This window comes from Streptomyces filipinensis (assembly GCF_014649495.1).
GTDB classification, from domain to species: domain Bacteria; phylum Actinomycetota; class Actinomycetes; order Streptomycetales; family Streptomycetaceae; genus Streptomyces; species Streptomyces filipinensis.
The window spans coordinates 70996-89976 of the sequence record NZ_BMTD01000011.1; the positions used below are offsets into that span (position 1 = coordinate 70996).

General features: G+C 73.7%; 17 protein-coding genes. 15 read left to right on the top strand and 2 right to left on the bottom strand.

What is annotated here, in order from left to right; translation table 11 throughout:
* Nucleotides 1-14: 14 nt before the first annotated feature.
* Together IE244_RS23985 and IE244_RS23990 are read right to left on the bottom strand one after the other, a co-directional pair.
* Nucleotides 15-1196, bottom strand: coding sequence for a putative hexosyltransferase (locus IE244_RS23985; protein ID WP_191875640.1), 1182 nt, complete (start codon nt 1194-1196; stop codon nt 15-17).
* A 90-nt stretch (nt 1197-1286) separates the two neighbouring features.
* Nucleotides 1287-2480 (bottom strand): pyridoxal phosphate-dependent aminotransferase, encoded by a 1194-nt coding sequence (locus tag IE244_RS23990; protein ID WP_191875641.1) that lies wholly within the window; start codon nt 2478-2480, stop codon nt 1287-1289.
* A gap of 118 nt (nt 2481-2598) precedes the next feature.
* Between IE244_RS23990 and IE244_RS23995 the strand changes: the two genes are divergently transcribed.
* The 15 genes from IE244_RS23995 to IE244_RS24065 all read left to right on the top strand — a co-directional run bounded on the left by IE244_RS23995 (nt 2599) and on the right by IE244_RS24065 (nt 18975).
* A complete protein-coding gene (locus IE244_RS23995; protein WP_191875642.1) occupies nt 2599-2946 on the top strand; it encodes a hypothetical protein in 348 nt (115 codons plus the stop codon).
* A 316-nt stretch (nt 2947-3262) separates the two neighbouring features.
* Nucleotides 3263-3805, top strand: coding sequence for a DUF2617 family protein (locus IE244_RS24000; RefSeq protein ID WP_191875643.1), 543 nt, complete (start codon nt 3263-3265; stop codon nt 3803-3805).
* 80 nt (nt 3806-3885) lie between these two features.
* A complete protein-coding gene (locus IE244_RS24005) occupies nt 3886-5523 on the top strand; it encodes a polyamine aminopropyltransferase (protein ID WP_191875644.1) in 1638 nt (545 codons plus the stop codon).
* A gap of 54 nt (nt 5524-5577) precedes the next feature.
* Nucleotides 5578-6378, top strand: coding sequence for an SRPBCC family protein (locus IE244_RS24010; protein WP_191875645.1), 801 nt, complete (start codon nt 5578-5580; stop codon nt 6376-6378).
* A 143-nt stretch (nt 6379-6521) separates the two neighbouring features.
* Nucleotides 6522-7310: an aldose epimerase family protein gene (locus tag IE244_RS24015; RefSeq protein WP_191875646.1), complete on the top strand. Its 789-nt coding sequence runs from the start codon at nt 6522-6524 to the stop codon at nt 7308-7310.
* Between the two features lie 10 nt (nt 7311-7320).
* On the top strand, nt 7321-7869 hold the full coding sequence (gene pyrE / locus IE244_RS24020) for an orotate phosphoribosyltransferase (RefSeq protein ID WP_031172616.1): 549 nt from the start codon (nt 7321-7323) through the stop codon (nt 7867-7869).
* Nucleotides 7870-8013: 144 nt separating this feature from the next.
* Complete coding sequence (gene fbaA, locus IE244_RS24025) at nt 8014-9036, top strand: class II fructose-bisphosphate aldolase (RefSeq protein WP_191875647.1); 1023 nt, start codon at nt 8014-8016, stop codon at nt 9034-9036.
* An 84-nt stretch (nt 9037-9120) separates the two neighbouring features.
* Complete coding sequence (locus tag IE244_RS24030; RefSeq protein WP_191875648.1) at nt 9121-10578, top strand: MFS transporter; 1458 nt, start codon at nt 9121-9123, stop codon at nt 10576-10578.
* Nucleotides 10579-10738: 160 nt separating this feature from the next.
* The gene (locus tag IE244_RS24035; protein ID WP_191875649.1) at nt 10739-11152 is read left to right on the top strand and encodes a DUF3151 domain-containing protein; all 414 of its coding nucleotides are present in this window, start codon (nt 10739-10741) and stop codon (nt 11150-11152) included.
* Between the two features lie 161 nt (nt 11153-11313).
* Nucleotides 11314-12195, top strand: coding sequence for a tryptophan 2,3-dioxygenase family protein (locus IE244_RS24040; protein WP_191875650.1), 882 nt, complete (start codon nt 11314-11316; stop codon nt 12193-12195).
* Nucleotides 12188-13378: a kynureninase gene (gene kynU, locus IE244_RS24045; RefSeq protein WP_191875651.1), complete on the top strand. Its 1191-nt coding sequence runs from the start codon at nt 12188-12190 to the stop codon at nt 13376-13378. Before IE244_RS24040 ends, kynU begins: the two co-directional genes overlap by 8 nt.
* Before the next feature lie 539 nt (nt 13379-13917).
* Nucleotides 13918-14820: an alpha/beta hydrolase gene (locus tag IE244_RS24050; protein ID WP_191875652.1), complete on the top strand. Its 903-nt coding sequence runs from the start codon at nt 13918-13920 to the stop codon at nt 14818-14820.
* A 499-nt stretch (nt 14821-15319) separates the two neighbouring features.
* Entirely contained in the window at nt 15320-16249 is a 930-nt protein-coding gene (locus IE244_RS24055; RefSeq protein ID WP_229854318.1) for an alpha/beta hydrolase, read from the top strand.
* A gap of 76 nt (nt 16250-16325) precedes the next feature.
* Nucleotides 16326-17495 carry an acyltransferase family protein gene (locus IE244_RS24060; protein WP_191875817.1) on the top strand — a complete coding sequence of 390 codons (1170 nt, stop codon included), beginning with the start codon at nt 16326-16328 and terminating at the stop codon, nt 17493-17495.
* A gap of 13 nt (nt 17496-17508) precedes the next feature.
* The gene (locus tag IE244_RS24065) at nt 17509-18975 is read left to right on the top strand and encodes a sensor histidine kinase (RefSeq protein ID WP_191875654.1); all 1467 of its coding nucleotides are present in this window, start codon (nt 17509-17511) and stop codon (nt 18973-18975) included.
* The last annotated feature ends 6 nt before the right edge of the window (nt 18976-18981 follow it).

Sequence of the window (18981 nt, forward strand, 5' to 3'; positions counted from 1 at the left end):
GCCCGCCGCCCGGCCTACAGCGGCGTCTGCGCGTACACCACCAGGTACGCGCCGTAGAGATAGCTGAGCCCGGCCAGGCTCGTGACCAGCACGGTCGCGTGCCAGGGCCGGGCTCTCGCCGTGCGCACCAGGCCTCGGGCGAGCGGCAGCAGCAGCGGGAACGCCGGCAGCAGGAACCGCGGCTTGGACTCGAAGAAGCCCGACCCGCCGAGCGCGATCAGCAGCAGCGTGCCGCTGTGCACGAGCAGCGGCAGCGGAGCGCGGTCCACGAGCAGCAGCGCGTACAGCACCGTGCCGGCCACGACGAGCACCAGCGCCATCGGGAAGACGAACCGGCCGCCGTGCAGCAGCATCGCGCGCACGAACTCCAGCGAGCCCCGCCCGAAGTCGAACCGCGACCCCCACAGCCGCTGCACCTCGAAGTAGCCGCCCAGCAGGTCACCCTTGCGCCGGCCCACCCAGAGCACGTACGCCGCCCAGCCCAGCGGGGCGAGCGCCGCGCCCGTCCACAGCCTGTGGGAAACCTTTCCGCGCCGCCGCCACACCTCGGCCCCGGCCGCGGCCAGCACCGCGGCGGCCACCGTGAACCCGTTCGGCCGGGCCAGCCCCGCGAGCGCCGCGAGGGCGCCGGCCCACAGCCAGTTCCCGGCCAGCACCGCGTACAGCGACCAGGCCGCGAACGCGGTCAGCACGGGCTCGGTGTACGCCATCGACAGCACCACGGAGTGGGGCAGCAGCCCCCACAGCAGCACCAGCGCGATCCCGGTGGCCCGCCCGTGCAGCCGGGAGCCGACCGCGTGGATCCCGGCGGCGGCCACGGCGGCCGCCGTCCACGAGAGCAGCAGCCCGGCGAGGCCCCCGTCGAGCGGGGCCAGCGCGGTCACCGCCCGCAGCAGCGCCGGGTACAGCGGGAAGAACGCCAGGTCGCTGTGCGGGCCGGGGTCGTGGGAGGGCAGGTCGTGGCCGTAGCCGTGCGCGGCGATGCCCAGGTACCAGACCGAGTCCCAGGACCGGGACAGCAGGGTCAGGGGGTGCTTGCCGTCGGCGTGGGCGAGGAGGGCGAGCACCGCCGCACCGATGAGCCGGGCCCCGAGGAAGAGGCCCACGGCGACCCCGCTCGCCCGCACGGTGCGGGTTCGCTGCGCCGGCTTCGGCGTGCTGAGGGGCGGGGCGAGGAGTGCGCTGGCGTGGGTCACATCTCCGCACCCTGCAAGTGCGCGGGCGCGAGCGCGAGCAGGTGACGGCCGTCGGTGTCACGGGTTCACCTGTGTCGAGTAAGCGGAGCGCTAAAGCGCCCGCAGCCGCTCCACGGCCTCGCGCAGGGTCTCCTCCCGCTTGCAGAACGCGAACCGTACGAACGGCGCCCCGGCCTCCCGGTCGTCGTAGAACACGGCGTTGGGGATCGCCACCACGCCCGCCCGCTGTGGCAGGGCGCGGCAGAAGGCGAAGCCGTCCTTCTCGCCGAGGGGGCGGATGTCCGTGGTGACGAAGTAGGTGCCGGCCGGCCGGAACACCTCGAAACCGGCCTCCGCCAGCCCCCGCGCCAGGATGTCCCGGCGGGCCAGCATGGACCGGCGGAACTCCTCGAAGTAGCTGTCCGGCAGGGCGAGCGCCTCCGCGACCGCGTACTGGAAGGGGCCCGAGGACACGTACGTCAGGAACTGCTTCACCGAGCGGACCGCGGCGGTCAGCTCCGGCGAGGCCGTCACCCAGCCGACCTTCCAGCCGGTGAAGGAGAACGTCTTGCCGGCGGAGCCGATCGTCACCGTGCGCTCGCGCATGCCGGGGAAGGCGGCGAGCGGCAGGTGCTCGGCGTCGTCGAAGACCAGGTGCTCGTAGACCTCGTCCGTCACCACCAGCAGGTCCCGCTCGACGGCCAGCTCGGCGATCGCGGCCAGCTCCGCGCGCGTGAGGACCGTACCGGTCGGGTTGTGCGGGGTGTTGATCAGCAGCAGGCGGGTGCGGCCGGTGACGGCGGAGCGCAGCTCGTCCAGGTCCAGGCGGAAGGACGCCCTCTCCTCGACGTGCGGGCGCAGGGTGACCGGTACGCGCGTGCCGCCCGCCATCGCGATGCTCGCCGCGTAGGAGTCGTAGTACGGCTCCAGGGCCACGACCTCGTCGCCCGGCTCCACCAGGGCCAGCAGCGCCGCGGCGATCGCCTCCGTGGCGCCGGCGGTGACCAGCACCTCGGTGTCGGGGTCGTACGACAGTCCGTAGCGGCGCTGCTGGTGGACGGCGATCGCGGTGCGCAGCTCCGGGATGCCGGGGCCCGGCGGATACTGGTTGCCGCGGCCCTCGCGCAGTGCCCGCACCGCCGCCTCCCGTACCTCCTCGGGGCCGTCGGTGTCGGGGAAGCCCTGCCCCAGGTTGATCGCCCCGGTGGCCACGGCGAGCGCGGACATCTCGGCGAAGATCGTCGTCCCGAACTCGGCGAGCCGGCGGTTGAGGTGAGGCCGTGCGCTGGAGGTCATGCCGCTCATCCTGCGCCCAAGCTCTGGAGTTCCTCAACTCTGCTTTGAGTCCCCGGACGGCCGGGCATCCCCCGGTCACCGCGGTCCACGGGGGGCCGCTTCGGGGGAACGGAAGGAGGGTGACGCCATGGACTCCGGCTTCCTCTTCATTCTGATCGTGGCCGCGTTCGTGACCCTCATGGTGCTGGCGGGCCGGACCAGGCGCCGTCAGCGCGGGGTCTCACTCGGCAAGGGGGGCCGCGGCCGGTCCGGGTCGTACCGCTCGTCGTCGTCCTCGTACGACGGCAGCGGCAGCTGGTGGGCGGGCAGCGTCGACTCCGGCTCGTCGGGCGGGCACCACGGGGGGCATCACGGCGGCCACCACTCCTGCGGCGGGGGCCACTCCTGCGGGGGGCACTCCTCCTGCGGTGGTGGTTCCTCCTGCGGCGGCGGTTCGTCGTGCGGCGGCGGGGGCGGATGCGGGGGAGGCAGCTGACACGGGGCAGCTGAGCTTTCGGGGGAACCGTGTCCGGGCCCATGAGCGCCCGCCGGCGAAGGCAGCCGGCGGGCGCTCGCCGTCTCCTTTTCCGCGCCGGGCGCGCGCCATGGTTGAACAGTTGAACTGTGGAGCCCTCTGAGGGATGGAAACCCCACGAAGTTGGGTAAAAACGCTGTGGGGGCGCCTCTGTTCATGATTCCCTCTAAATCGCCAACGCAGCCCCTCGGACGTCCCTGCGACTCCCCACCCGGCCGAGCCGGCTGGGCTGACATGGCCGATCTCCCCCCTCATCGCGTGTTAGCGGAGCCGATCCATGCTCACGACCCTGAACACCTCCTACACCGATACGCGGGCTGCCGACCTGGCCTGGGCCCTGGGACGCGAGCCGTTGCCGGCCCTGGCCACCCTCGACCTGGAACTCACCGGAGCCAAGCTCCAGTTGAGACTCCTCGGCGCGTCCCACCAGGTGCTGGTGGAGGAGGAACGCGGCGTGTGTTCGGAGACGGTCGCGTGCATCCCGGGCTCCAGCACCCCGCTGCCGCTCGGTGTGGCCAAGCGGGTCGGCGACTGGGAGTACGAGTTCGCGGCGCGTGTCGAGGTGCTCACCCCCGGTTCGTTCGCGGGCCGGGCCCAGGAGTTGCTGGCCCTCGTCTCCGACCATCCGCACGGTCTCGCGGGTGTCTTCCCGGGCAGTCCGCACGCTTTCACCGCGATGCTGGCCCAGCACCACGAGGGTCAGGTGCACTGGCGCACCTGGCACGCCTACCCGCAGGACGGCCAGTTGGTGGCCACCCGGACCCGGGTCGGGGCACGGGTGAGTGTGGCACAGTCCACCGAGCACTCCGCGTGGACATAAACCCGTGGGGCGTCAACTGGCCCCCAGTTCCACACGTGTGGGTGACGAAGCGTGCCGGGCATGTGACGTAACGTCGCAACGTGATCGAACCGCACGCCCCCGCGCCCCCGGGAGCCCCGCCCTCCTGGACAGGCCCCGCCCGGCTGCCCGTCCGGCCCGGCACCGGGCGGTTCCTGGTTCTCGTGTGCGTCTTCGTCTGCGCGGCCTGCGGACTCGTGTACGAACTCGAACTGGTCGCGTTCGCCTCGTACTTGATGGGCGACTCGGTCACCCAGGCCTCCGTCGTGCTGTCCGTGATGGTGTTCGCGATGGGGATCGGCTCGCTCGGCGCGAAGCGGCTGCGCTGGCACGCGGCGGCCGGCTTCGGCGCGATCGAGACCGTTCTCGCGCTGGTCGGCGGGTGCAGCGCGATGGCGCTGTACGCGGTCTTCGCCTGGACCGGCGGCTGGGGCGGGGTGTGGTCCGAGGGGCCACGCTTCCTGCTGGTCGCCTTCTCGCTCGCCATCGGACTGCTCATCGGCGCCGAAGTCCCGCTGCTGATGGAGCTGATCCAGCGCATCCGCCACCAGGACGCGGGCGGCGCGGTGGCCGACCTGTTCGCCGCGGACTACGTGGGCGCGCTGGTCGGCGGCCTCGCCTTCCCCTTCCTTCTCCTGCCGTTTCTGGGCCAGTTGACCGGCGCCCTGCTCACCGGCACGGTCAACGTCGTCGCGGGCGGCGCTCTGGTGCTGGGCCTCTTCCGCCGCGACCTGACCTGCCGGGCCCGCTGGACGCTGCTCGCCGTGGGCCTCGTCGTCCTCGGTGTCCTCGCCTCCGCCGCCGCGCTCGCGGGCGACTTCGAACGCGCCGCCCGGCACGCCGTCTACGGCAACGACGTCCGGGTCGCCGAACAGACCGGCGTCCAGGAGGTCGTCCTCGCCGGCGGCACCGACGGCCGGCCCCTCGACCTCTTCCTGGACGGCCGGCTCCGGGTCGGCGGCCGCGACGTACGCCGCTACCACGAGGCCCTCGTCCACCCCGCGCTGTCCGGTGGCCCGCACGCGCGCGTCCTCATCCTCGGCGGCGGCGACGGCCTGGCCGCCCGCGAGGTGCTGCGCCGGCCCGGAGTGCGCCGCGTCGACATCGTCGAACTCGACCCCGGCCTGGTCCGCCTGGCCCGACACGACCCCGGTCTGAGCGCCGCCAACGGCCACGCCTACGGCGATCCCCGCGTCCACACCACCACGGCCGACGCGCTCGGCTGGCTGCGGGTGGCGCGGCGGCGGTCGTACGACGTCGTGATCGCCGACCTCCCGGATCCGGGGATCACCGCCAGCACCAAGCTGTACTCCCAGGAGTTCTACGGCCTGGCCCGCCGCGTCCTCGCCCCCCGCGGCCGGCTCGTCGTCCACGCCGGGTCCGTCACCACCCGCCCCCTTGCCTTCTGGACGGTCGCCGCGACCCTGCGCGCGGCCGGCTTCGCCGACTCCCCCTACCGGGTCCTCGGCCACGACTCCGGGTTCCCGGCCGGCCCCGACCGCTCGGCCGGCCCGTCCGGAGCGCCGTACGACTGGGGGTTCCTGCTGGCGGCGCCGGGGCGCCTGCCGCCACCGCTGCGGCTGGGATCCTGGCACCCGCGCACGCTGAGCCAGCGCGAACTGACGGCGGACGCTCAGGCGGCGGCACGGACGCGGATCGGGGGACTGCCGGCGTCGACCCTGGTGCATCCCCGGTACTGAGGCGCCCGTTCCGTGTGGGTACTTTCCGGGCACACCTGGGTAGGCTCAGCGGACATGGAGCACCAGGTCTTCGTCCCGTTCCCGGTCGAGCCGCTCAGGGACGCCCTCGCCGATCCCGCCCAGGTCGCCCGCGCGGTCCCGGGCCTGCAACAGGACGCCGGTGCCGAACCCGTCGCCGGACGCCTGAAACTGCGCGTCGGCGGACACTCCGTCACCTACCGCGGCACGGCACGCGTGGTCACCCGCGAGGACGGCACGTACGCCGTCGACGCCGAGGCCACCGAGGCGCGCGGCACCGGCGTCGTGAAACTCGCCCTCACCCTGCGCCTCGCGGACACCGCGGGTGGTACGACCGTCACGGTCGCGGGCACGGCGGACGCGGACGGCCGCATCGCCGAGCTGCCGGCGGACGCGGTGAGCGCGGCGGCGATGCGCCTGCTGAACCGTTTCCTGGAGAACCTGGCGACGACGCGGGCGCCGGGGGAGCAGACCGAGGCCACGGGGGAGCCGGAGCCGGCGCCCGGACCCGAGCCGGAGCCGGCACCCGCACCGGGGCAGGCCTCCGTCTTCGACACCGAGGTCCCCCCGCCCTCCCTTGACCCCGCGGCCGAACGCCTCGCCGATGACTTCGCCGACACCGGTGAGCCCCCCGCCGAGGCCGCGCACGCCCGCCGCACGATGATCGGCCGCAGCGCGGAGGAGGTCGACCACGCGCCGCCGCGCGGGCGCTACGCACCCGTCCCGGCGCCCCAGACGGTGTCGGCGACCTCGGCGCTGCGCTGGGCGGCCCCGGCGGCAGCGGTGGCCCTGGCCTCGGCGATCGTGGTGACCCGGGCCCTCCGCCGCCGCCGCTGAACCGGTGCGGGCGCCCCGACAGGGCGTGGCGCACCGCGCGATCACCTCACCGGTCCGCGGGGAACCGCGCGATCACCCCACCGGTCCGCGGCCGCCCACGACCGCGCCCGTCCCTCCCCCACCAGCCCCAGTAGCCTCTTCCCGTGAGTAACGAAGACATCACGCTGACCGCAGGCGAAGCGGAAGCACGCGTCAGCCCGGCGGGCGGCGGCCGGATCAGCAGCCTCAGGGTCGGCTCCCTCGAACTGCTCAGGCAGGGGCCCCGCTACGGCTGCTTCCCGATGGTGCCCTGGTGCGGCCGCACCCGGGACGGCCGCTTCCTGGACGGCGGCACCGTCCGTCAGCTGCCGCTCAACTCCCCGCCCCACGCCATCCACGGCACCGCCCGCGACGGCGCCTGGCGCACCGCGCGCGCCTCTCAGAGCGAGGCGGTGATCACGTACGACCTGGTCGACCCCTGGCCGCACCGCGGCCGCGTCACCCAGGTCGTCACGCTCACCGAGGACAGCCTGACGCTGACGATGTCCGTCGAGGCGCGGGACGACTCCTTCCCGGCGCAGATCGGCTGGCACCCGTGGTTCAACCGGAACCTCGGCGGCCAGGACGCGGCGCTCGACTTCACGCCCGCCTGGCAGGAGGAGCGCGGGGACGACCACCTGCCCACCGGCAACCGCGTCGACCCCGAGCCCGGACCCTGGGACGACTGCTTCGGCATGCCCGGCGGTGTCGACGTCACCCTCACCTGGCCGGGGCAGCTGGAGCTGAAGGTGGCCAGCCGCGAGGAGTGGGTGGTCGTCTACGACGAGCAGGCCGAGGCCGTGTGCGTGGAACCGCAGACCGGCCCGCCGAACGGGCTCAACACCCTCCCGCGCCTGGTCACCCCCCTGGAGCCGCTGGAGGCGACGACGACCTGGAGCTGGCGGCGCCCTTAAGCTGGTCGGCATGACGGACGTTCGCGGCGCGCTGCTGCAGCAGATCAAGGACAAGGCCGTGGTGCACGGCAAGGTGACCCTCTCCTCGGGTCTGGAAGCCGACTACTACGTCGACCTGCGCCGCATCACCCTCGACGGCGAGGCCGCCCCGCTGGTCGGCCAGGTGCTCCTGGACCTGACCGCGGACCTGGAGTTCGACGCGGTCGGCGGTCTGACCATGGGCGCCGACCCGGTCGCCGCCGCCATGCTGCACGCCGCCGCCGCGCGCGGGAAGAAGCTCGACGCCTTCGTCGTACGGAAGGCCGCGAAGGCGCACGGCCTGCAGCGGCGTGTGGAGGGTCCGGAGATCGCGGGCCGGCGGGTGCTCGTCGTCGAGGACACCTCCACCACGGGCGGCTCCCCGCTCACCGCGGTGGAGGCCGTGCGCGAGGCCGGCGCCGAGGTCGTCGCCGTCGCGACCATCGTGGACCGGGCCACCGGTGCCGCGGAGAAGATCGAGGCCGGCGCGGGCGTTCCGTACCGTTTCGCCTTCTCGAAGGATGAACTGGGTCTGGACTGACGACGCGGATTGACCTGGACTTGACCGACGCGTGGACCAGCGGTCCATGTCTGGAAAGATGTGGGGCGACGATGACGTCGCCCCCCAGGTCTAGGTCAGGGCCGTAACGCACCAAGCCAACCCGCAACACCAAGGAGCGGACAGATGCCCATCGCAACCCCCGAGGTCTACAACGAGATGCTCGACCGGGCGAAGGCAGGCAAGTTCGCCTACCCGGCCATCAACGTCACCTCGAGCCAGACCCTGAACGCGGCGCTGCGCGGCTTCGCGGAGGCGGAGAGCGACGGCATCGTCCAGATCTCGACCGGCGGTGCCGAGTTCCTCGGCGGCCAGTACAGCAAGGACATGGTGACCGGCGCGGTCGCGCTCGCCGAGTACGCCCACATCATCGCCGAGAAGTACCCGGTCAACATCGCGCTGCACACGGACCACTGCCCCAAGGACAAGCTCGACGGGTACGTGCGTCCGCTGATCGCGATCTCCGAGGAGCGCGTGAAGGCCGGCCGGAACCCGCTGTTCCAGTCCCACATGTGGGACGGCTCCGCGGAGACCCTCGCCGACAACCTGGAGATCGCCCAGGAGCTGCTGGAGCGCACCCGCGCCGCCAAGATCATCCTGGAGGTGGAGATCACCCCCACCGGCGGCGAGGAGGACGGCGTCTCGCACGAGATCAACGACTCCCTCTACACCACGGTCGAGGACGCGATCCGCACCGCCGAGGCCCTCGGCCTGGGCGAGAAGGGCCGCTACCTGCTGGCCGCCTCCTTCGGCAACGTGCACGGCGTGTACAAGCCGGGCAACGTCGTGCTCCGCCCCGACCTGCTGAAGGAGCTGAACGACGGCGTCGCCGCCAAGTTCGGCAAGGCGTCCCCCTTCGACTTCGTGTTCCACGGCGGCTCCGGCTCCACCGAGCAGGAGATCCAGACCGCGCTGGAGAACGGCGTCGTGAAGATGAACCTCGACACGGACACCCAGTACGCCTTCACCCGTCCGGTCGCCGCCCACATGTTCCAGAACTACGACGGCGTCCTGAAGGTCGACGGCGAGGTCGGCAACAAGAAGGCCTACGACCCGCGGACCTGGGGCAAGCTGGCCGAGGGGTCGATGGCCGCGCGCGTCGTCGAGGCCACGAAGAACCTGCGCTCGGCGGGCAACAAGATCAAGTAAGCGCTACGGCCGCTTCCGCGCGGCTTCCTCCTCGGTGGGCCCGGCGGCTGTGCATGCCGCCGGGCCCGCTGTATACCTGGGTGCGTGCCCGACGTCCGGTTGGCCTCGCCCCAGGGCAAGTGGATCCTGTTCACCACGATCCTCGGCTCCAGCATGGCCATGCTGGACTCGACCGTCGTCAACGTGGCGCTCCCGCGCATCGGGCGGGACCTGGGCGCGAACCTCGCCGCGCTGCAGTGGACGGTCAACGCGTACATGGTCACGCTGGCCGGTCTGATCCTGCTCGGCGGCTCGCTCGGCGACCGCTACGGCCGACGGAAGATCTTCCTGCTGGGCGTGGTGTGGTTCGCGGCGGCGTCCCTGCTGTGCGGCATGGCGCCGAATCCGGGGATCCTCATCGCCGCGCGGGCGCTGCAGGGCATCGGCGGCGCGCTCCTCACCCCCGGCTCCCTCGCCCTCATCCAGGCGTCCTTCCACCCCGACGACCGGAGCCGGGCCGTCGGCCTGTGGTCCGGCTTCGGCGGGATCGGCGCGGCGGTCGGCCCCTTCCTCGGCGGCTGGCTGGTGGCCGGACCGGGCTGGCGCTGGGTGTTCCTGCTGAACGTCCCGCTGGCGCTGCTGTGCGTGCCGGTGGCGGTGCGGCACGTGCCGGAGTCGTCCGCCGGGAAACACGCGGGCCGCTTCGACGTCCTCGGCGCGACGCTGGGCGCCCTGGCGCTGGCCCTGCTGACCTACGCGCTGATCGAGGCGCGGTCGGGCTCCCTGGGGGTGACCCTGACGGCGGTGGCGGGCGTGGCCGCGGCCGTGGCCTTCGTGCACGTCGAGCGGCACCGCCCGGACCCGATGCTCCCGCCGGACATCTTCGCCTCGCGCCAGTTCACCGCGGTCAACCTGGTCACCCTGTGCGTGTACGCCGCGTTCGGCGGCTTCTTCTTCCTCACCGCGCTCCAGCTGCAGGTGGTGGCGGGTTACTCGCCGCTGGCCGCCGGTACGGCGCTGCTGCCGACCACGGCCCTGATGCTGCTGTTCTCCGCCCGCTCCGGCGCCCTCGCCGACCGCACGGGCCCCCGCCTGCCGCTGACCGTCGGCCCCCTGCTGTGCGCGGCGGCGATGCTGCTGATGCTGCGGGTGGGGCCGGACGCGGACTACCTGACGGACGTCCTGCCCGCGTTGCTGGTGATGGGCGCCGGCATGGTCACCCTCGTCGCCCCGCTGACCGCCACGGTGCTCGCCTCGGTGGACACCGCCCGGGCCGGCCTGGCCAGCGGCATCAACAACGCGGCGGCCCGGGCGGCGGGCCTGGTCGCGGTGGCCGCGCTCCCGCTGCTGGCGGGGATGGGGCCGGAGGCGTACCGGTCGCCCACGGCCTTCGACGCGGCGTTCGACCGGGCGATGCCGATCCTGGCGGGGACGCTGCTTCTGGGCTCGGCCGTGGCGTTCGCCCTGGTCCGCCGCCCGGCCCCGGGATGCCGCCGCCCCGAGTGCCGGACCCACGGCAACGTGACGAGTCCGCCGCTGGAGGGGGATCGGCGGGGCGGCTAGGGCCTGCCTCCCGGGTCGTGCCGGCGTCCCTTCCGGGTCGTGCCGGCGTCCCTTCCGGGTCGTGCCCGCGTCGCGGGGCCGCCCGCCTCGGAGCGCCCCCGCGGCACCGAGCACCCGGCAGGACGAGCCCGCATATGCACCTGTGGGAGAAACTGAACCCATGACGATTCACGAGAACCTTCTGGGCGGCCCGCCCCCGACCCACCTCCCCGACGACCCGGAGCCCCGCGAACTCCTCGCGAACGGCACCGCCCCCGCGGACGTCGCCGCCAAGTACCCCACCTCCTCCCTCGCCTGGGCCCAGCTGGCCGACGACGCGTTCGAGCGCGGCGCGGTCGTGGAGTCGTACGCCTACGCCCGTACGGGCTACCACCGCGGCCTGGACGCCCTGCGCCGCAACGGCTGGAAGGGACACGGCCCGGTCCCCTGGGAGCACGAGCCGAACCGTGGCTTCCTGCGCGCCCTGCACGCCCTCGCCCGCGCCGCGCAGGCGATCGGTGAGCAGGCGGAGTACGAGCGCTGCGCGCAGTTCCTGAAGGACTCCTCCCCGACGGCGGCCCAGACCCTGGGCTGACCCACCCGACCCCTACGGGAGTCACCGGTGTGGCCCGTCTGGCAGCAGACGGGCCTTGCCGTATCCGAGGCGATTGCGGAGGATTCCGGGTGGGGACCGGGGCCCCCGTGCCGGAATCGGCAGGGGCGGACCGCTACCCGGAGTAACAACAGGAGACAGCGATGTCCCAACAGGCTCACCCCCACGAGGCCGCTGAGCCCGAGACCCCGCATCTCGAACAGAACCCCGACGGCACCCTCGACCCGAACCTCGACTTCGCGGGTACGACGCCGTACGAGGACTACGTCAGGGCGGACGTGCTCACCCACCTCCAGCACACCCTCTCCGACGACCCCGGAGAGATGGTCTTCCTGGTGACGACCCAGGTCATGGAGCTGTGGTTCACGGTCATCGTGCACGAGTGGGAGACCGCGGCGAACGCCCTGCGCTCGGACGACGTACCGACCGCGATCGCCGCCCTGAAGCGTTCCGTACGGGAGCTGGAGGCCCTGAACGCCTCCTGGAAGCCGCTCGGACAGCTCACCCCGGCACAGTTCAACTCGTACCGCTCCGCCCTCGGCGAGGGCTCCGGCTTCCAGTCGGCGATGTACCGCCGCATGGAGTTCCTGCTGGGCGAGAAGTCCGCGTCCATGCTCGTCCCGCACCGCGGCGCCCCCCGCGTCCACGCGGAGCTGGAGAAGGCCCTGCACGAGCCGAGCCTGTACGACGAGGTCGTACGCCTCCTCGCCCGCCGCGGCCACCCGATCCCGGCCTCGGTCCTGCGCCGGGACGTCTCCCTGCGCTACGAACCCGCGGACGCCGTTGAGGCGGCCTGGACCGCCGTCTACGCGGGCGACGAGAGCGATGAACTCGCCCGCCTCGGCGAGGCGTTGACCGACGTCGGCGAACTGATCTGGCGCTGGCGCAACGACCACCTGGTCGCCACCCGCCGCGCGATGGGCGCCAAGTCGGGCACGGGCGGCTCGGCCGGCGTGGCCTGGCTGGAGAAGCGGGCCCGCAAGAACGTGTTCCCGGAGCTGTGGACGGCGAGGTCCCATGTCTGAACTGCCCCTGCGCGCGGAGAAGCTGGACGCGGCGGACGAGCTGGCGCCGCTCAGGGACCGCTTCGTCCTCGATGACGTGGTCTACCTGGACGGGAACTCGCTCGGCGCGCTCCCCGCACATGTCCCCGACCGGGTGTCCGACGTGGTCCGCCGCCAGTGGGGCGAGCTGCGCATCCGGTCCTGGGAGGAGAGCGGCTGGTGGACGGCGCCGGAGCGGATCGGCGACCGGATCGCCCCGCTGGTCGGCGCGGCGGCCGGACAGATCGTCGTGGGTGACTCCACCAGCGTCAACGTCTTCAAGGCACTGGTGGCGGCGGTCCGCATGGCGGACGAGGACCGCACCGAGATCCTGGTGGACGCCACCACGTTCCCCACGGACGGCTACATCGCCGAGTCGGCGGCCCGCCTGACCGGCCGCACCCTGCGCGCCGTGACGCCGTCCGAGGTGCCGGGGGCGCTGGGCGCCCGTACGGCGGCGGTCCTGCTCAACCACGTCGACTACCGCACCGGCCGCCTCCACGACCTGCCGTCGCTGACGGCGGCCGTCCACTCCGTGGGCGCCCTCGCGGTCTGGGACCTGTGCCACAGCGCGGGCGCCCTGCCGGTGGGCCTGGACGCGCACGGTGTCGACCTGGCGGTCGGCTGCACCTACAAGTACCTGAACGGCGGCCCGGGTTCACCGGCCTACCTGTACGTGCGCAAGGAGCTGCAGCCCCGCTTCGACTCCCCGCTGCCCGGCTGGAACTCGCACGCCGAACCCTTCGGGATGCGGCCGGAGTACGCCCCGGCGCCCGGCGCGCTGCGAGGGCGCGTGGGCACGCCGGACATCCTGTCGATGCTGGCGCTGGAGGCGGCGCTGGAGGTCTGGGACGGGGTGGCGGTCGACGCGGTGCGCGCCAAGTCGCTGGCGCTGACCGACTTCTTCCTGGAGTGCGTCGCGGCGTATGTGCCCGAGGGGCGCGTCGAGTCCCTGACGCCGGTCGCCCACGAGGAGCGCGGCAGTCAGGTGGCGCTGCGGTGCGCGGACGCGGGCGACGCCATGAAGCGGCTGATCGAGCGGGGAGTGGTCGGCGACTTCCGGGCCCCCGACGTCCTGCGCTTCGGCTTCACCCCGCTGTACGTGGGCTTCGCGGACGTGGAGCGGGCGGCACGGGTGCTGGGGGAGGTGCTGGACGGGGCGTAGACGGCGTGAGCTGGTGACGGGCGCGGGGTCCGGTGAGGACGCGCGGGGCGGGGCGTAGACGGTGTGGGCCGGTGACGGACGCGTGGCGGCCGAGGCCACCACGCCCCCGTGCCCGCCGCCGGCCTCTGCCGCGGGGCTTTCGCAGCGGGTCCTGCGGTGGTGGGTCTGCGGTAGTGGTCTGCGGTGGTGGGGGCGGCTTTGCCGGGGTGCCGGGGGGCGCCAGTGGGTGCCGGTGGCACCGCCCCCCGGCTCACGCCGCCGCCCGGACCGCCGTACCCGAGGCGTGGGCCCTGTACCCCGTACCCCGCGTGTCGGCTCTCTCCGCCGTACCCGACGCGTGGCCCGCAGGGCCCCGAGCGCCGGTCCGGGTGTCCCGCGCGGCGCCGGCGGACGGTTCTCGCGCGGTGCCGGCCGCTGGGCCACAACCCCGTGTCCGCGCACGTCATCGGCCTGGTACCTTCCCGCCAACGGCCGATTGTCTCCACCTGGTCCGTCTTACTGGGCCCGCCAGAAACGTTGCATCGCTGAGAGGTTGAAGCATGCCGGACGACGCAGCAGCAGCACGGGATGCCGCCGAGGAGGAGTCGGCCTTCTCGCACCCCCCGGTGGACCCTGACGTCACGTCCGCGTACGGCAGCCACCCCGACCAGGTGATCGACTTCTACGCCCCCCGGACCCCCTCGGACACGCCGGCCCCGGTGGTGGTGGTCCTGCACGGGGGCGCCTGGCGCGCCCGCTACGACCGCCGGCACATCACCCCGTTCGCGGACCACCTGGCCCGCAGGGGCTTCGCGGTGGCCAACGTCGAGTACCGGCGCGGCGGCGACCCGCTGATCCCCGGGCGGAACACGGGCGGTCACCCAGGGGACGCCACCCCTCCGGCCGGCCGCTGGCCCGACACCTTCGACGACGTCGCCGCCGCCCTGGACGCGCTGCCCGCCCTGGTCCGCGTGGCCGTCCCGCAGGCCGACCCGCGCCGCATGGTGCTGACGGGCCACTCGGCCGGCGGCCACCTCGCCCTGTGGGCCGCGGCCCGCCATGTCCTGCCCGCGGACGCCCCCTGGCGCACCGGCCGGCCGACACCGCTGCGCGGGGTCGTCGCCCTCGCCCCGATCGCGGACTTCGAGGCCGCGGAGAAGCTGGACGTGTGCGGCAACGCGAGTCTGCAACTCCTCGGTGGCCAGGACGCGTTCGCCGAGCGGCGCCCCTACGCCGACCCCGTCCTGCTGCTGCCGACGGGCATCGCGACGACCCTGGTCCAGGGCCGTGCGGATCTGGTGGTGCCGCAGGCGGTGGCCGAGTCCTACGCGGACGCGGCGGCGAAGGCCGGGGAGGTCGTGGGTCTGACGCTGCTGGAGGACGTGGGACACTTCCCGCTGATCGACCCGGCGGCGGACGCGTGCGCGGTGGTGGCGGAGGAGATCGCCCAACTGGCGTGGTGACCGGTCGACTTCGGCCCCGGTGATACCCGTAGTACCTGAGAGCTACCCCGCAGGACAGCTCCCTGGCGGGACGCCGACGACAGCCCCCGATCCCTAACTTCCTTCTCGGAGAAGCCCGATGGCCGGGCGATCTGAAAGGAACCCGCCCATGGGGCACGCCGACCACACGACCCAACCACCCCGGGCCCCACGTTCCCCTGCCGCCACGGCCGGGCAGTCCCGATCGGCCCCGCCTCCCAGCGCCACGGACGGGCAGTCGCCGACGGCGGGTCCGCCCCACGAGGGTCTCCCGCACGCGACGACGAAAGCAGCACGGGCGGTGCGGGTGGAAACCCGAACCCGGCCGGAGGCCGGGTGCCCACCCACCAACCCGCACCCGACGTCGCACCCGCACCCGCACCCGACGTCGCACCCGCACCCGGCGTCGACCTCGCACCCGCACGCGAACCCGCACAAGCCCAAGTCCCCCCACCCCCCGAAGAAGTGGCCCCGCCTCCTCCTGGCCACCCTCCTCACCGCAGCCGTAGCCGCCCCCCTCGCCGGCGCCGCCCGCCCGCCTATCCCCGCCCCCACCCCCGCAGCGCTCCCCCCACTCACCGCCACCACCCTCCACACCACCTACGAGACCAACCGGACGGGCGCCGCCCGGGCCGCCCACATGGCCGCCACCGACGGCGACAGCCACCGCGCCGCCGCCGACCGGGCACTGGCCTCCCCGTCCCGCCACCTCCTCACCTTCGACGGCCGAGGCGCAGGCCAGGCCACAGAGGTCCTCGGCGACCTCGCCCACGCGGACCACATCGCTGTCCTCGTCCCCGGCTCGGACACCTCCCTGGACACCTACGCCCGCTTCCACCAGGCGGCCGCCGCCCTCTACGCCGACCTCACCCACCGCGCCCCCCGGCACACCCGCACCGCCGTCGTCGCCTGGCTCGGCTATGCGACCCCGGCCACCGTGAGCACCACGGTGACCACACCCACCCGCGCCGACGAAGCCGCCCCCCACCTGCGTACCTTCGTACGCCGGCTGCGCTCGGCGACCCCTCCCCGGGCACACCTGTCCCTGCTCTGCCACTCCTACGGATCGGTCGTGTGCGGCCGCGCCGCCCCCGGCCTGGACGCCGACGACATCGCCCTGGTCGGCAGCCCCGGTACCGGCGCGGACTCGGCCGCCGCCCTGCACACCCGGGCCCGGATCTGGGCGGCCCGCGGCAGCGACGACTGGGTGGGGCACGTTCCGCACGTCCGCGCCCCCCTCATCGGCACCACCCTCGGCTTCGGCGCCGACCCGGTCTCCCGTGCCTTCGGCGCCCGGGTCTTCGACGCGGCCGACGCCCAGCACAGCGGCTACTTCACTCCGGGCTCGGCCTCCCTCGCCAACCTGGCCCGGATCACCCTCGGCGAGACCTCGGAGGTGACCCGTGCCTGAGCAGACCGCAAGCGCCCCGCACCCCGCCCACCATGTCCCGCACCCCGCCCCGCGTCGTCTCGCCCTCCGCACCGCCCTGCGCCGAGCCGCCCACCAGGTCGACACCGCCACTCCGCCCTCCCGGGACCGCGCGATCGACGCCCTGCGGGCCCTCGCGATCCTCGGAGTCGTCCTCGGCCACTGGCTGGTGACGGCGCTGGTCGCGCAGGACGGCGGTCTGCACACGGCAAGCCCGCTGCAGCACATGCCCTGGCTGGCGCCGGTCTCCTGGCTCTTCCAGACACTGGCCGTGTTCTTCCTGGTCGGCGGCCACGTGGCGGCGCGCGGTCTGGCCTCGGCCCGCGACAGAGGCGACAGCTACGGCGCCTGGCTGCGCGCCCGGCTGTCCCGCCTCCTGCGCCCGGTGGCCGCGCTGCTCGCGCTGTGGTCCGTGGTGGCCGTGATCCTGCTCGCCACCGGCACGCCCCTGGCGACGATCCACACGCTGCTCAAACTGGCGCTGTCCCCGCTGTGGTTCCTGCTGGTCTTCGCCGCGCTCACGGCCGCCACCCCGCTCGTGGCCCGCCTCAACCCCCTGTGGCCGCTCGCCGTCGTCCTGCATGTGGACGTCCTCCGCTTCGGCCTGCACCTAGGCCCGTCCTGGCTCGCCTGGCTGAACCTGCCGGCCGGCTGGCTGGTCCCGTACGCCCTGGGCGCCGCCTGGGCCCGGGGCGAGGTGCAGACCCGCCGCTCGGCCTGGGCGCTGCTGCTCGGCGGTACGGCGGCCACGACCCTGCTCATCACGTGCGCGGGCTACCCGGCGTCCATGGTCGGCGTCCCCGGCGCCCCGATATCCAACCTCGACCCCCCGACCCTGGCGGCCGTCACCTTCGGCCTCGCCCAGTGCGGTCTCGCCCTGCTGCTCCGCGACCGGCTGCGCCGTGCGATGGCCCGGCCCCTGGCCTGGGCGGCGACGGCCGTCGTCAACCTCTCCGCGATGACGGTCTTCCTCTGGCACCAGACGGCCCTGATGGCCACCACGGCGACGGGCCTGCTGGCCGGCCGCCTGCCCGGCCTGCACACCGCACCGGACTCCGTCTCCTGGGTGGCCTCCCGCCTGCTCTGGCTCCCTGTCCTCACCCTGGTCCTGGTCCTGTGCTGGGCGGCCTTCCGGCATCACGAGCAGGGCCCCCGCCGTTCCCGAAACCGTACGTCGCGCGTGGTCCGCCGCCATGTGCCGCCAGCGAGGTCCGCGCACCATGCCTAGAGTGACGTCCGTGATGTCCGCGGAACCCGAGAACCCGGCCGGCCACCCCGGCGACGCCCCGTCCGTGACGTCACCCGCCTCCCCGGTCCGGGGCGAGGACGAGCCCGTCGTGCCCACGCCCTCCCGTGCCGCCCGCTTCCGCGCCTGGCTGGGCGACAACCCCTCCTCCCAGTCGCCCCCCTTCTCCAAGTACCGCTGGCTCCGTCTCCTCACCTACCTGCTGACCTTCTACGCGGCCCTGGCGATCCTCGGAGCCGGCGCGGAGGAGCTGTCCAACAGCTACGGCCTCACCACCGGCGTCGCCCTTCTGTGCACGCTGCTCCAGGCCACCGCCGTCGTCCTGGCCCTCTGGCGGCCCGTCCCCGCCTGGGCCCTGTCGCTGGCGGGCGCCACCGTCACCGCGCTGCTCGCCCGGGAGCAGATGCTGTCGCCCATGCGTCGGTTGTCCAGCCCGAACTGGCCCTGGTCCACGCCCGTTCTGCTGGCCCACATGGCCGTACTGCTGCTCCTCGCCCTGCGTGTCCGCGTCCGCGGCACCCTTGCCGCGCTCGGCGTGACCGCCGTGGTCACCTCCGTCGTCGAAGGCGTCCTGGGAGCGCTGCGGTACTCCCCGACGGGGTACGTGTCCCTCGCCCTGTTCGCCGTCGCCGTCCTCATCGGCACCGCCCTGCGCAGCCGCAGCGAGGCCCGTACCGAACTGGTCCAGCAGACGACGATCACCGCCGAGGAGCGGGCCCGCCGCACCCTCCTGGAGGAGCGCAGCCGTATCGCCCGGGAGCTGCACGACGTGGTCGCCCACCACATGTCGGTGATCTCCATCCAGGCCCAGGTGGCTCCCCACCTGGTGGAGAACCCCACGGAGGAGCTGAAGGAGAACCTCACGGGCATCCGTAACAACGCCCTGGAGGCCCTGACCGAGCTGCGCCGCGTGCTCGGCGTCCTGCGTTCCGAGAGCCCGGACGAACCTGAGGCCGGCGCGGACACACCGCGGCTGTCCGCGCCCGGCACCGGCCCGGCCCCCGACGCCCCGCAGCCGAACCTCGCCCGTCTGGACTCCCTGCTTGAGAACACCAGGGCGGCCGGCGTGGACGTCGTGAAGGCCGAGGAGGGCGATGCCCGCGGCTATTCGCCGGGGGTGGAGCTGTCCGCGTACCGGATCGTCCAGGAGGCCCTGAGCAACGTCCTGCGGCACGCGCCGGGCGCGCGGGTGCGGGTGGACATCGCCCACTTCCCGAACGGGATATACCTGAGCATCAGCAACACGCGCCCCAGCCGTCCGGTCCAGCCGTCCCCGGGCGGCGGTCACGGTCTGCTGGGCATGCGGGAGCGCGCGGCGATGCTGGGCGGGAACGTCGAGGCGAAACCGACCCGGGAGGGCGGCTTCGTGGTGACGGCGTTCCTGCCCCGAGGGGGCGGCGCCCCCGAGCCCTTCGCCCCCGAGCCCTTCGCGGCCGGCCCGCACCGTCCCGGGCAACCCTGAGCAGCC

Coding starts and splice junctions, on each gene's coding strand:
- IE244_RS23990 (WP_191875641.1), bottom strand. CDS start 2,480: ATGAGCGGCATGACCTCCAGCGCACGGCCTCACCTCAACCGCCGGCTC.
- IE244_RS23995 (WP_191875642.1), top strand. CDS start 2,599: ATGGACTCCGGCTTCCTCTTCATTCTGATCGTGGCCGCGTTCGTGACC.
- IE244_RS24000 (WP_191875643.1), top strand. CDS start 3,263: ATGCTCACGACCCTGAACACCTCCTACACCGATACGCGGGCTGCCGAC.
- IE244_RS24010 (WP_191875645.1), top strand. CDS start 5,578: ATGGAGCACCAGGTCTTCGTCCCGTTCCCGGTCGAGCCGCTCAGGGAC.
- pyrE (WP_031172616.1), top strand. CDS start 7,321: ATGACGGACGTTCGCGGCGCGCTGCTGCAGCAGATCAAGGACAAGGCC.
- fbaA (WP_191875647.1), top strand. CDS start 8,014: ATGCCCATCGCAACCCCCGAGGTCTACAACGAGATGCTCGACCGGGCG.
- IE244_RS24035 (WP_191875649.1), top strand. CDS start 10,739: ATGACGATTCACGAGAACCTTCTGGGCGGCCCGCCCCCGACCCACCTC.
- IE244_RS24040 (WP_191875650.1), top strand. CDS start 11,314: ATGTCCCAACAGGCTCACCCCCACGAGGCCGCTGAGCCCGAGACCCCG.
- kynU (WP_191875651.1), top strand. CDS start 12,188: ATGTCTGAACTGCCCCTGCGCGCGGAGAAGCTGGACGCGGCGGACGAG.
- IE244_RS24050 (WP_191875652.1), top strand. CDS start 13,918: ATGCCGGACGACGCAGCAGCAGCACGGGATGCCGCCGAGGAGGAGTCG.
- IE244_RS24065 (WP_191875654.1), top strand. CDS start 17,509: ATGTCCGCGGAACCCGAGAACCCGGCCGGCCACCCCGGCGACGCCCCG.